The organism is Oerskovia sp. NPDC060287, assembly GCF_042726775.1.
In the GTDB taxonomy this organism is placed as follows: domain Bacteria; phylum Actinomycetota; class Actinomycetes; order Actinomycetales; family Cellulomonadaceae; genus Oerskovia; species Oerskovia merdavium.
Genome location: NZ_JBHXBO010000002.1, coordinates 34667 through 48047 on the forward strand (window position 1 = coordinate 34667; position 13381 = coordinate 48047).

General features: G+C 75.3%; 9 protein-coding genes. All 9 read right to left on the minus strand.

Annotated elements, in window-relative coordinates; all coding sequences use genetic code 11:
• Positions 1-7: 7 nt before the first annotated feature.
• The 9 genes from ACFWFR_RS00300 to uca all read right to left on the minus strand — a co-directional run bounded on the left by ACFWFR_RS00300 (position 8) and on the right by uca (position 13194).
• Entirely contained in the window at positions 8-268 is a 261-nt protein-coding gene (locus ACFWFR_RS00300; protein ID WP_056645318.1) for a phosphopantetheine-binding protein, read from the minus strand.
• Entirely contained in the window at positions 265-1113 is an 849-nt protein-coding gene (locus ACFWFR_RS00305) for an ABC transporter ATP-binding protein (RefSeq protein WP_377620399.1), read from the minus strand. Before ACFWFR_RS00305 ends, ACFWFR_RS00300 begins: the two co-directional genes overlap by 4 nt.
• Positions 1110-2645, minus strand: coding sequence for a lysine N(6)-hydroxylase/L-ornithine N(5)-oxygenase family protein (locus ACFWFR_RS00310; RefSeq protein ID WP_377620400.1), 1536 nt, complete (start codon positions 2643-2645; stop codon positions 1110-1112). Before ACFWFR_RS00310 ends, ACFWFR_RS00305 begins: the two co-directional genes overlap by 4 nt.
• A complete protein-coding gene (locus ACFWFR_RS00315) occupies positions 2642-4435 on the minus strand; it encodes a (2,3-dihydroxybenzoyl)adenylate synthase (RefSeq protein ID WP_377620401.1) in 1794 nt (597 codons plus the stop codon). The genes ACFWFR_RS00310 and ACFWFR_RS00315 overlap by 4 nt, the downstream gene beginning before the upstream one ends.
• Positions 4432-5745, minus strand: coding sequence for an isochorismate synthase MenF (locus ACFWFR_RS00320; RefSeq protein ID WP_377620403.1), 1314 nt, complete (start codon positions 5743-5745; stop codon positions 4432-4434). The genes ACFWFR_RS00315 and ACFWFR_RS00320 overlap by 4 nt, the downstream gene beginning before the upstream one ends.
• Before the next feature lie 111 nt (positions 5746-5856).
• On the minus strand, positions 5857-6672 hold the full coding sequence (locus tag ACFWFR_RS00325) for a 2,3-dihydro-2,3-dihydroxybenzoate dehydrogenase (RefSeq protein WP_377620405.1): 816 nt from the start codon (positions 6670-6672) through the stop codon (positions 5857-5859).
• Positions 6669-7328: an isochorismatase family protein gene (locus ACFWFR_RS00330; RefSeq protein WP_377620407.1), complete on the minus strand. Its 660-nt coding sequence runs from the start codon at positions 7326-7328 to the stop codon at positions 6669-6671. The genes ACFWFR_RS00325 and ACFWFR_RS00330 overlap by 4 nt, the downstream gene beginning before the upstream one ends.
• A 259-nt stretch (positions 7329-7587) precedes the next feature.
• Positions 7588-9462 (minus strand): allophanate hydrolase, encoded by a 1875-nt coding sequence (gene atzF / locus ACFWFR_RS00335; protein ID WP_377620409.1) that lies wholly within the window; start codon positions 9460-9462, stop codon positions 7588-7590.
• Between the two features lie 81 nt (positions 9463-9543).
• On the minus strand, positions 9544-13194 hold the full coding sequence (uca, locus tag ACFWFR_RS00340; RefSeq protein ID WP_377620410.1) for an urea carboxylase: 3651 nt from the start codon (positions 13192-13194) through the stop codon (positions 9544-9546).
• Positions 13195-13381 lie beyond the last annotated feature (187 nt).

Sequence of the window (13381 nt, forward strand, 5' to 3'; positions counted from 1 at the left end):
CCGCAGGTCAGGGGGTCGGCACGCCCAGCGCGCGCAGTGCGCCGCGCAGCGTGGGCTCGACCGCGACCTGGGCGAACTCGACGGGCCAGCCCGCGGCGCGCCAGCGCTCGAGCAGCGCCATGAGCCGCACCGAGTCCAGGCCGTGGTCGGTCAGGTCGTCGTCGAGGCCGATCTCGTGGGCGGCCGAGCCGCCCACGCCCAGGACGTCGACGAGGTCCGCGAGCGCCTGCTCGCGCGTGGGGACCGGGGGGCGGGTGGTCGCGGTCATGAGGGTCCTTCGGTCGGGGTGGTCGGGGAGGGCTGGTGCTCCGGCGTGCGGGGCCCGGCCCGCCGGGCCAGGACGTCCGAGCGGACGGGGACCACGAGCGGCCAGCCCTCGGGGTCCGCGACGAGGTGGGCGCGGATCCCGAACACCTGCTCGACGAGCTCGGTCGTCAGCACGTCCTGAGGGCGTCCCTGGGCCACGACCGCGCCGTCCTTCATGAGGACGAGCTGCGTCGCGTACCGGACCGCGAGGTTGAGGTCGTGCAGCACGGCCACGACGGTGCGGCCCTCGTGGTGCAGGCGTGCGCACGTGTCGAGGACGTCGATCTGGTGCGCGACGTCGAGGAACGTCGTGGGCTCGTCGAGCAGCAGCAGCGAGGTCTCCTGCGCGAGCGCCATGGCGATCCACACGCGCTGGCGCTGCCCGCCCGACAGCTCGCTCACGCGGCGGGTCGACAGGTCGAGCGTGTCGGTCGCGAGCAGCACCTCGTCGACCACCCGGTGGTCCTCGGCAGAGAGCGCGCGCAGGAAGCCCTGGTGCGGGTGCCGGCCGCGCGCGACCAGGTCGCGGACACGGATGCCGTCGGGCCCGAGCGGGGCCTGCGGCAGGAACGCCAGGCGGCGCGCGACCTCGCGCGGCGGCATCGAGGTGACCACGCGCCCGTCGAGCTCGACCGTCCCCGCACTGGGCCGCAGGATGCGCGCGAGCGCGAGCAGCAGGGTCGACTTGCCGCAGCCGTTGGGGCCCACGATCACGGTGAGCTCGCCCTCGAGGATCTCGAGGTCGACGCCCTGGAGCACGTCGCGCCGGCCGTAGCCGACACGAAGACCGGCGGTGGTGAGGCTCATCGCGCGGCCACGGGGAGCGCGGTGCCCGCAGCGCCCGACGACGTCGCGCGGGCTGCGTCGGGCGCCTCGCCCGGGGTGACGGGCGCCTGGGCGGCGGCGCCGTCGGGCAGGGTGGTCGTGGTCGCGTCGCCCGAGCCGGCGCGACGCGCGAGCACCGAGGCGAGCACCTCGCCGGCGCGCACGCCGAGCGTCGAGAGCAGGGTCGAGGAGAGCCCGTGCGAGTGCTCGGACTGGCCCACGAGGTAGAGGCCCGCGTCGGCGGGCTCGGTCAGCCGCACGCGGTGGTCGCGGTACAGGTCCAGGGCGCCGTCGGCGTCGCGGCCCAGGAGTCCTGCGGCCCCCCGGCCGGAGCCCGCGGCCCCCCGCGAGGGCTCGGCCCCCGGCCCCTCGCCGTCCAGCGAGCCGCCGAGCAGCGTCGTGGGGTCCAGCGGGCGGTAGCCCGTCGCGAGGACCACGAGGTCGGCGTCCAGGGCGACCGTGGTCCCCGTGAGGTTCTCGGCGAGCGTGAGCGACACGGACCCGACCTCGGGTCCGCCCGCCGGGCGATCTGCTGCGTCGCGCACGTCGAGCACCTCGGTGCAGCGGTGCCAGTGCAGGCGCTCGCGCCCGAGCCACCGGTCGCGGTACTCGTGCTCGTGCAGCGCGCGGATGGTCTCCTCGGCCACGACCGAGTAGTTGGTGTTGCGGTGGTGCGCCATGAGCTGGGCGCGGCCCGCGGGCGGTGCGTCGTAGAAGACGTCGACCGCGCCCGGGTCGAACACCGAGTTGGCGTAGGGCGTCGAGTCCGAGGGCGAGAACCCGTAACGTCGCGACACCGAGCGGACCTCGGCGTCGGGGAACCGGTCGTAGAGGTCGAGCATGATCTCGGCCGCGCTCTGCCCGGCGCCGACGACCACGGCGCGCCGCACGTCGTGGTCGACGAGCGCGACCCGGTCGAGGTAGCGCTGGTTGTGCCACACGCGGTCCGACTCGACGACCCCGGACGGGAGGCGCGCCTGGAGTCCCGCGGCGACCACGACGTCGCGGGCCCTCGTCGTGCTGCGGCCCTGCGCCCCCGCGACCGTGACGTCGAACGCGACGACGCGTCCGCCGTCGCGCACCGGGACCACCGTCTCGACCGTGGACCCGTAGCGCGTGACCCCGGCGAGCCGGGCCGCGGCCCACCGCAGGTACGCCGCGAACTCGACACGCAGGGGGGTGAGGCTGCCCCGGTTGAGGAAGTCGACGAGCCGTTCCTGCTCGTGCAGGAACGCGAGGAACGAGTAGTCGCTCGTGGGGTTGCGCAGCGTCACGAGGTCCTTGGCGAACGCGACCTGCATGTGGGCGTCCTCGAAGAGCATCCCGTGGTGCCATCGCGAGGTCGCCTGGCGCTCGTGGAAGACCGCGCGCAGCGGCTCGTCGGCCGCGGCGTTGTGCTCCTCGATCGCGATCGCGAGGGCCATGTTGGAGGGGCCGAACCCCAGGCCCAGGAGGTCGACGTCGACCTCGTGACCAGGACGGCGGGGGTCCTGCGTGCGGGAAGGGTTGCTCATCGCGGGCTCCACGGCTGGGTGCGGGGTTCAGGGTCGGCGGGAGCCGCGGGTGCGGCGGCCGGGTGGGCGCGGTCGACCTTGCCGACCGCGGTGGTGGCGAGCGCCTCGACGGTCTCGAAGCGGTCGGGGACCTTGTAGGCCGCGATGCCGCGCTCGCGCAGGAACCGGCGCAGCGCGGGACCGGTGGGCGCCACCACCCCGGTGCGCGGCACGACGCGCGCGACCGCGCGCTCGCCCAGGTACTCGTCGGGCTCGCCGACGACGCTCGCGTCGAGCACGCCGGGGTGGGCCCGCAGGTGGTTCTCGACCTCGGCGGGCGCGATCTTCTCTCCCCCGCGGTTGATCTGCTCCTTGGCCCGGCCCACGACCGTGAGGTAGCCGTCGGCGTCGCGCGTCACGAGGTCGCCGGTCCGGTAGAAGCCGTCGGCCGTGAACGAGCGGGCGTCGTGCTCGGGGGCCCGGTAGTAGCCGCGGATCGTGTACGGGCCGCGGGTCAGCAGGTGCCCGGGTTCGCCGGGCGGCACCGGGCGGTCGTCGTCGTCCACGACAAGGACCTCGTCGGCGGGCGAGACGGGCCGCCCCTGCGTCCCGACGACGACCTCGCGCGGGTCGCCCGGCCGGGTGTAGCAGACGAGCCCCTCGGCCATGCCGAAGACCTGCTGGAGCGTGTCCCCGAACACCTCGATCAGGCGTCCGGCCGCGCTCGTGCCGAGCTTGGCTCCCCCGACCTGGAGGACCTCGAGCGAGGACAGGTCGTGCGCCGCGACGAGCGGCGAGGCCGCCCAGACGTGCGCGAGCGGCGGCACCAGGGCCACGTGCGTGATCCGGTGCCGCTCGATCAGGCCGAACGCGACGTCGGGCGCGCCGTGCGGGGACAGGACGACGGTGCCGCCCGCGTGCAGAACGCCGAGGACGCCGGGTGACGTGAGGCCGTAGTTGTGGGCGACGGGCAGTGCCGCGAGGTAGACCGAGTCCGGGCCGAGGCCGCAGATCCGAGCGCTCTCGCGCACCGAGTACAGGTAGTCGGCGTGCGTGCGCGGGATGAGCTTGGGCGTGCCGGTGGTCCCGCCCGAGAGCTGGAGGAGCACGACGTCGGACGGGTGGGCCGCGTCCTCGAACGGGCCGTGGGCAGCGGTCAGGTCCGCGCGGCGCACGTCGTCGAGGGTGTGCACCGTGAAGGGGCCCTGCTCGTCGTGCCCGGGCACGACGGATGCTGCGGGCATGCCGCCCGCGACCACGACGTGCCGCACCGAGGCGACGGAACCACCGACCTCGCGGGCCAGGGCCGCGTGGTCGAAGCCCTGCTCGACGCCCGCCGACACGAGCGCGACGGCGCCCGTGTGGGCCGCGAAGTACTCGACCTCGGTGCGCCGGTGGGCGGGCAGCGCCAGGACGGGCACGATCCCCGACCGGCCCAGCGCGACGAGCACCTCGACGAGCTCGCACGCGCTCGGGAGCTGGACCACGACGCGGTCGCCCCGGCGCAGCCCCAGCGCGGCGAACCCGTGCGCGAGCTCGTCGGCCGCGCGGTCGAGGTCGGCGTACGTGAGGGAACGGGTCCCCTCGACGCCGGCGGCGTCGACGAGCGCGGCGTCGACGAGCGCGGCGTCGACGAGCGCGGTCGCGTCGGGCCACGTGGCCGCGGCCTCGCGCACGAGCGAGCCGAGCGTCTGGTCGGTCCAGTACCCGGCCGCGCGATAGCGGTCGGCCGTCTCGGTCGGCACCGGGACCACGCCGTCGAGCAGCAAGGGCGTCGGACGCGCGGGCTGCCGTGCGCGGACTGCGCTCACGAGACACCCCCGAGAGCGGACAGCAGCGTCGAGAACTTCACCGCGGTCTCGGCGTGCTCGCCCTCGGGCGTGGACCCGACGACGACTCCCGCCCCCGCGAACAGCCGCACGTCGGCGCCGCGCACCACGCCGCAGCGCAGCACGATCGCCCACTCGCCGTTCCCGGCCTGGTCCGCCCAGCCCACGAGGCCCGTGTAGAAGCCGCGGTCGAACGGTTCGAGCGAGCCGATGAGCTCGCGCGCCGCCCCCTGCGGGTGCCCGCAGACCGCGGGCGTGGGGTGCAGCGCGTACACGACGTCGAGCACCGAGGTCCCGGGCGTCAGGCGCGCCGTGACGGGCGTGCCCAGGTGCCACAGGTGCGAGGTCGCGACGAGCTCGGGGGTCGCGGGCACGTCCAGGTCCTCCTCGCGGGCGACGTACGCGCGCAGCGCCTCACGGATCGCGTCGGTCACGAACGCGTGCTCGCGCAGGTCCTTCTCCGAGGCCAGGAGCCGCTGCGCGGTCGCGCGGTCCTCGTCGGGGTCGGCCGAGCGCGGGGCCGACCCCGCGAGGGGGTGGCTGTGGAGCACGCCGTCGCGCACCGAGACCAGGAGCTCGGGGCTCGCGCCGACCAGGTGCCCCTGGTCGCCGGGCAGCTCGACGTCGAACACGTACGCGTCCGGGTTGGCCCGGCGCACGGCCGCGCGCACCGCGCCGCGGTCGAGCGGCCCGGGGGCGGACACGTCGAGAGTGCGGGCCAGGACGACCTTGTCGGCGACGCCGTCCTCGAGCCGGGACACGGCCCGCCCGACGGCGGCGCGGAAGACCGCGTCGTCGCGTCCGGGCAGCGAGGGCTCGGGCCGGGCGACGGGCCGCGGGTCGTCGGCCGTGCGGTCGGTCGGTGCACCGGCCGAGACCACGGGGTGCCACGACTGGTGCGCCGGCACCACGAGGTGCGCGGGGCGCGAGGGGTCGAACGGGATGGCGCCGACGAGGATCGGCGCGGGCTCCCCGGCCCACCGCGCCCCGGCCGCGCGGGCCAGCAGCTCCTGCGCGGCGGCCGCGACGGCCGGACCGTCCCACGAGGGCACGTCGAGTCGCGCCCGGACCCCGTGCGCGACCAGGCCCGTCCGGGGCGACGCGAAACGGAACTCGGCGTGGCCGGGCGAGGCCCCGTCGTCGGGCGTCCAGGTGGGAGCCGCGGAGTCCGGGGCGCCCGGGGTTCCTGGGGTTTCTGCGGTGCGGTGCGGGCGCGCGTGCGCCGGGTCGGGCGCGACCGCGGGCGTCGTCGGGTGAGCTGCCGGGTCGTCGAGCACGGTGAAGCCGGTCATGAGGCGTCCTCGTCGGTGTCGATGGGGTGCATGAAGGCCTGCGCGGTCGTCCGCAGGGTGACGTGCGAGGGATCGTGCGGTGACGCGGGGGGAGGGTGGGTGGTGCGACGGTCAGCGGAGCGTGGCGCCACCGTCGACGACGAGCTCGTGCACCGTGATGTGCCGGGCCGCGTCCGAGGCCAGGAAGACCACCGCGGCGGCCACGTCCTGCACCTCCGCGAGACGACCCAGCGGGATGCCGAGCCGGAAGTCCTGCGGCGTCCCGGCCACGACCCGGGCCTCGGCCGGCTCGTCGAGGACGGGGACGTCGTCGGGTCCCGGGGACCCCGCGAGCGCCGCGAGCATGGGCGTGCGGGTCGAGCCCGGCGAGACCACGTTGCAGCGGACCCCGTACGGCGCGAGCTCGAGACCGAGCGACCGCGTCAGGCTCGACGCCGCGGCCTTCGAGGCCGCGTACGCGGCCATCCCGACGCGCGGGACCCCCGCGGCGTTCGAGGCGACCGTGACGATCGCGCCGCGCCGACGCGAGGACAGACATCGCGCGACCTCGCGCGAGACCAGGTAGACGCCCGTCGCGTTGACCGCCAGCATGCGCTGCCAGTCCGCGAGGGAGGACTCGGTCACGCCCCCCGGGCGCAGGACGCCCGCGGCGTTGACGAGTACCTCGAGCGGGCCGACCTCGTCCTCGACCCAGCGGACGAGACGAGCCACGTCCTGCTCGTCGGTCACGTCGAGGCGCACCGGGACGACCGTGCTCGAGGTGCCGGGCGCACCGGTCGGGAGCGTGGGCGCGGCCGGGTGCGTGGGCACCGACTGCCGGTCGAGGTCGGCCGCGACCACCACGTACCCCTGTGCCGCGAGCGCGTGCATGACCGCGGCCCCGATGCCGCCCGCGGCCCCGGTCACGAGGGCGACGCGCGTGCTCATGCCCCCGCCACCGCGGGGACGCGCGCCCCGAGGTGCGTCAGCACGTCCGCGGTCGTGGCGACGACCGCGCACCGGTCCGCGGCCCAGGTGAGCGCCTGGCGGTGGTGGGCGAGCGAGAAGTCCGCGACGGCGTCTCCGACGAGGAACGGCTGGACGTCGTGCATGAACGCGTCGCACGCCGTGACGAGGCAGCCGATGTGGGCGTAGACGCCCGTCACGACGAGCTGGTCGCGCCCCTGCTCGCGCAGGAGGTCGCGCAGGCCCGTGCGGACGAACGCGTCGTAGCGCCACTTGGTCAGCAGGGTGTCCCCCGGCTGCGGTGCGAGCGCGTCGATCACGACGTCGGTGCCGTCGTCCGGGATGCCCGGTCCCCAGAAGTCGGTGAGCAGGCCGCGGTCGGCGGGCTGCTGCGCGGGCGGTTGAGCGGTCAGGACGACCGGGATGCCGAGCTCGCGTGCCGTCGCGGCGAGCCGGGAGATGTTGCCGACGGCGTCCCGCAGGGCGGGCGACGCCGGGTCGAACGCGTCGACGAAGTACTGCTGCATGTCGTGGACGAGGAGCACCGCACGGGCAGGGTCGACCTGCCAGGTCACGCGGTTGCTCGGGTACTCGTGCGGTGCCGGGCCGTCGTAGGCGGCGATCGTCGGCAGTCCCATGGTCCCCCCAGAGCCAGGTGTATCGAGTGGTGTGGCAAATGAGTTAGGTAAACCTTTCCTCACTGAGGTAGACCTAAGCACAAAGTTCGCGCGCCCGAAACGGGGCGTCCAAGGAACGGACAGATCATGACGATCTGCCATCTCGTACGCTCTGGGGACCTGTCCGGTCCTTCGTCTCCGCCCCCGGCGTCGCCGGGAACACCGGCGGGCCGCCCGGCCAGGTCTCCCCGGCCGGACGGCCCGCCCCTTCTCGCGAGGGTCAGTCGAGCGCGAGCACCTCCTTCCCCGAGGCGCTCACCTCCAGGTACGCCCGCCACGACCGCAGGTGCGTGATGTCGACCCCCTGCTCCGCGGCACGGTGCGAGCACCCGAACCCGACGACCGACCCTCCGTCCTCCAGCTCGACCTGACCCAGGGTCATGGGTGCGGGCAGGTCGGCCAGGAAGCGTCCGAGGGCCCCGTCGGTGACCTCCCAGACCTCGCCCTCGACGGGCGCCCCCTCGCCCGGCGCCACGCGGACGAGCCCGGGCTTTGGCGGCGTCGTCGGCAGGGCCACGAGCCGGTACGCGTCGCTCGTCCGCGTGGGACCCACGTAGCGTGCCCCGAGGTCCTGGAGCTGTCCGTTGAGCGGCTGGCCCCGCAGGTGGGCCCCGAACACCGCGAGGCGCCGGACCGGCGGCCCGAACCGTGGCCCGCCGTCCCCCCGCCCCCCGGGCGCGAGCCCGACCTCTCCCCCGGCGACGAACCGCTCGGCGAGGTCGAGCGCCGACGCGTCGTCGAACGCCCGGGAGATGACGCTGATCCCGAACGGCCCGCCGTCGGCCTCGCCCGCGGGGACCGCGACCGCCGCAAGGTCCAGGAGGTTCACGAAGTTGGTGAACGTCCCCATGCGACGGTTGATCTCGACCGGCTCCGCCGCGACCGCCGCGAGCGTGGGGTGCTCGGTCGTGGTGGGCAGGACCAGGAGGTCGACCCCCGCCATCGCGGCGAGGGTCGCGACCCGTGCACGCTCGAGCGTCTCGCGGTCCTGGACGTACCGCGCGGCGGGGATGTCCTTGCCTCCCAGGATGATCGCCGCGACCGTCTGGTCGAGCCCCGGCCCCCCGGCCTCGATGTGCGCACCGACCGCGGCGAACCGCTCCGCGACGATCGCGCCGTCGTAGAGGAGCCTCGCGGCGTCGAGCATCGGACGGATGTCGACCTCGACGACCTCGGCACCGATCGCCGCGAGCCGCCCGCGCACGCTCTCGAACGCACCCCGCCATGCGGGCTGGAGCGCCGCGAGGCCCTCGCTCGTGGGCAGCCCCACGACAGGTCGCTCGCGCAGCGCGGCCCGGGCGTCCACGGGCCACGTCCGGGCGGTCGGGTCCGTGCCGTCCGGCCCGGCCATGACCGCGGTCGCGGTCACGCCGAGCCGGACGTCGCGCGTGAACGTGGTGACGACGTCGTAGCTCCGGCACGCGGGGACGACCCCCGTGACGGGCACGAGCCCGATCGTCGACTTGATGCCCACGATCCCGTGGAGGGCAGCCGGGACGCGCCCGGAGCCGGCCGTGTCGGTGCCCAGCGCGACGTCGACGATCCCCAGCGCGACGGCGACGGCCGAGCCCGAGCTCGAACCGCCCGAGACGCGGTCGGGCAGCGACGCGTGCCGGACCGCGCCGTACGGGCTCCTCGTCCCGACGAGCCCCGTCGCGAACTGGTCGAGGTTCGTCTTGCCGATCACGACGCACCCGGCGTCCACGAGCCGCTGCACCGCGGTCGCGCTCGCCCCCGGCACCGAGGCGAACGACGGGCACGCGGCGGTCGTCGGGAGCCCCCGGACGTCGATGTTGTCCTTGACCGCGAGCGCCGTGCCGTGGAGCGGCAGGTCCTCGCCCGCTGCTGCCCGGCGGTCGACCTCGCGGGCGGCGGCGAGCGCCGCGGCCTCGTCCACGACCGTGATCCACACCTCGGGCCGGTCGACCTCGCGCAGGCGTGCGTAGGCCGCGGCGACCCTCGTCGCGGCGGGGCCGTCCGCCCGGCCGTCCGGGTGACCGGCCGCCAGGTCGGCGGCCGACCCCTCGGGGCCGTCCGGTCCGTCAGGGGTGAGCGCTCGCCCGTCGGTCGTCGCGTGGTCGTGCGTGGTCGTCATTCGGCTCTCCGTCGTTCGTGCGGGACTGGGCTGGGGAGGCGCCCCGGACCTGCTGGCCGGCAGGTAGGGGGCGCGACGCGTTCACGCGTCGGCGACGAGCACCAGCGGCGTCCCGGGTCCGACGAGCCGCCCGGGCTCGACCAGGAGGCGGGCGACGCGACCGGCACCCGTCGCGGTCACCCGCAGCTCGAGCTTCATGGCCTCGAGCACGAGCAGCGGGTCCCCCTGCTCGACCACCTGGTCGACCTCGACCTCGAGCCGCCAGACGCTCGCGACCATGGGGGCGTGCACCACGTGGTGGCCGTCGGGGACGTCGACGTCGAGCGTGCCGTCGGCCGCGCCGGTCCCCGTCGACGGTCCGGGAGCCTCGCCCTCGCTCCCCCGGTCGAGCTCGCCCGAGGCCGCCCAGGCCGCGCGCTCGGCGGCGAAGGCGACGTCCTGGCGAGCGGTGAACGCCTCGATCGACCCCGCGTTCTCCGCGAGGAAGTCGAGGTGCTCGCGGAGGCCGAACGTCTCGTCGTCGACCTCGACGTCGAGCCGCCCGGCCGCGAAGTCGGCGCGCTGCTCGATCAGCTCCTCGGGGCTCACGGGGTGCCACACGACCCGGTCGAAGAAGCGCAGGAGCCAGGGCTTGCCCTGCTCGAACACGCCGCGCTGACGGTGCCCGCTCCAGATGGGCACGGTCCGGCCGACGAGCTGGTACCCGCCGGGGCTCTCCATCCCGTACACGCACAGGTACTTGCCCCCGAGGCCGACCGCGTCCGACGGGGTCCACGTGCGGGCCGGGTTGTACTTGGTCGTCACGAGCCGGTGGCGCGGGTCGAGCGGCACCGCGAGGGGCGCGCCCAGGTAGACGTCGCCGAGGCCCAGCACCAGGTACTCGGCGTCGAACACCGCCTGTCGCACGTCCTCGACCGTGTCCAGGCCGTTGATGCGCCGGATGAACTCGATGTTGGACGGGAGCCACGGAGCCTCGGGGCGGACGCCCGCGGCGTACCGGGAGACGGCCTCCTGGATCGAGGGGTCGTCCCAGCTCAGCGGCAGGTGGATGCGGCGGCTGGGCACGCGCAGGTCCACGGTCGCGGGCAGGTCCTCCTCGAGGTCCTGCAGGATCCCGACGAGCCGCCCGACAGGCAGGACGTCCGGATCGACGTGCAGGTGCAGGCTCCGGACCCCCGGCGTCACGTCGACCAGACCCGCGAGCCCCAGCGCGAGCAGCGCCTCGGACAGCGCGTGGACGCGCATCCGCAGGCCCAGGTCGAGCGTCCGCTCGCCGTACTCCACGAGCACGTTGTCGTCGCCTCCGCGCAGGTACACGACCTCGGGCCGGTCTCGCGACGGCGTCCCTCGCCGCACGCCCGACGTGGCCAGGACGCCGTCGTCGCCCGTCGTCCGGACGGACCCGGGTGAGACGGTGGGCTGCGCACGCAGCCGGTCGGAGCCACGGAGCTCGTCCGCGGCGGCCGGGGTCACCGGCACGAACCGGACGGTGTCCCCCGGCCGGATCTGACCGAGCTTCCAGCGGGCGGCCGCCACGACCGTGACCGGGCACGCGAAGCCGCCGAGGCTGGGTCCGTCGGGGCCGAGCAGGATGGGCGTGTCGCCGCTGACGTTGAGCGCGCCGACCGAGTAGGGGTTGTCGTGCAGGTTCGACGGGTGCAGGCCCGCGTCCCCGCCGTCGGGGCGCGCCCAGGTCGGCGCGGGTCCGGTGAGCCGGATCCCTGTGCGGTTCGCGTGGGACTGGACGCCCCAGGTGGTGCCGTAGATCAGCTCCATGTCGCCCCGCGTGAAGTAGGTGGGCGCCGGCTGGGGCCCCTCCTGGACCGCGACCTCCCACGCGTGCCCCAGGACGGGGCGGTCGGCCACGGGCACGGCGCGAGCCGCGGCCCCGGTCGACGCCTCGGCCTCCCCCGGGACCAGCACGTCACCGAGGACGAGGGCCCGACCGGTGTACCCGCCGAACCCGCCGAGCGTGAACGTCGAGGCCGAGCCCAGGTAGTCGGGGACGTCGAGGCCTCCGGCGATCAAGACGTAGGTGCGCAGCCCTGCGTCGAGCGGGGCCCCGACCTCGAGCACGGAGCCTGCGGCGAGGACCACGGGCTCCCACTGGGGCATGGGCTCCCCGTCGACCGTGACGAGCGTGTCGGCCCCCGTCACGCACACGGTCGCGCCGTGCGAGAAGCGCAGCCGCGGCCCCGTGAGGGTGCACTCGAGCCCGGGCGCTCCCTCACCGTTCCCCAGCACCAGGTTGCCGAGCCGGAACGACAGGTCGTCCATGGGGCCCGAGGGCGAGATCCCGACGTCCCAGTGCCCCACGCGCCCGGGCCAGTCCTGGACGGTCGTCATGACGCCGGGGGCCAGGACCTCGATCCACGGCTCGTCGTCGACGACCGACGCGAGGGTCCCGGTCGTGTGCTCGCCCGCGCGCACCACGGCGTCGTCGAGCGCGCTGCGCAGGAGCGGCAGGTTGGTCTGCAGGCCCACGAGCCGCGAGCCCGCGAGCGCCGCGGCCAGGGCGTCGAGCGCCGCCTCGCGGTCCGCCCCGTGCCCGATCACCTTGGCGAGCAGCGGGTCGTAGTGCGAGGTGACCTCCTGGCCGGCCTCGACCCAGGTGTCGACCCGGATGACCGGCTCGTCCTCGGGGAGAGTGACGTGCGTGAGCAGACCTGCGCTCGGCCGGTAGCCCCGGCGCGGGTCCTCGGCGTAGACGCGCGCCTCGACCGCGTGCCCCGTGCGGGTCGGGCCCTCGTCGGGCACGCCGTCGAGGAGGTCGTCCTCGCCGCCCGCGAGGCGGAGCATCCAGGCGACGAGGTCGACCCCGGTGACGGCCTCGGTCACCGGGTGCTCGACCTGGAGACGGGTGTTGACCTCGAGGAACGAGAGCTCCTCGCGCTCGACGTCGTAGACGTACTCGACCGTGCCCGCCGAGCGGTAGCCCACCGAGGCCGCGAGGCGGCGCGCCGAGGTGTGCAGCCGCTCGCGCAGCGCGTCGTCGAGCCCTGGCGCGGGGGCCTCCTCGACGACCTTCTGGTGGCGGCGCTGGAGCGAGCAGTCGCGGTCGCCGAGGCTCACGACCCTGCCCCTCCCGTCGCCGAAGAGCTGGACCTCGAGGTGCCGGGCCCGCGTGACGAACCGTTCGAGGAACAGTCCCGCCGACCCGAAGCTCGACGCCGCGAGCCGCTCGACGCGCAGGTAGGCGTCGGTCAGGTCGGCGGGCCCGTGGCACGCGTGCATCCCGATCCCGCCGCCCCCGCCGACGGCCTTGAGCATCACGGGGTACCCGATGCGCCCGGCCTGCGCCAGGGCGTCCTCGACGCCGTCGAGCACTCCGCTGCCGGCGACGAGCGGGACCCCGCTGCGCGCGGCGGCCTCCCGGGCCGAGGCCTTGTCGCCGAACACCCGCAGGTGCTCGGGGGTCGGACCGACGAAAGCCATCCCGCGCGCCTCGACCGCGGCTGCGAACGCCGCGTTCTCGGACAGGAAGCCGTAGCCGGGGTGCACCGCACCGGCGCCGGACTCCGCGGCCGCGCCCAGCACGCGCTCGACGTCGAGGTAGCTCTGCGCGGCGGGAGCGGGCCCCAGGTGGACCGCGGCGTCGGCGAGCCGGACGTGCGGTGCGTCGCGGTCGGCGTCGGAGTAGACGGCCACGGTCTTCAGACCGAGGCCCTGCGCCCCCCGGATGATCCGGACGGCGATCTCGCCCCGGTTGGCGACCAGCAGCGTGTCGAACATGAGGACCCCCGTGAGGACGGTCTCCGGTCGGTCCGGAGCACAGGTGGACCGGGGTGTATACACCTCGGTATCCAGTGCTCACACGCTAGGAAGCGGCTGTTTCGCAGGGTCGGTCACGCCGTTAAGCGCGTGTTACGAGACGGCCGGTCCGGTCGGGCAGGACCCGTCCGCGGCCGCGGCGGGGAGG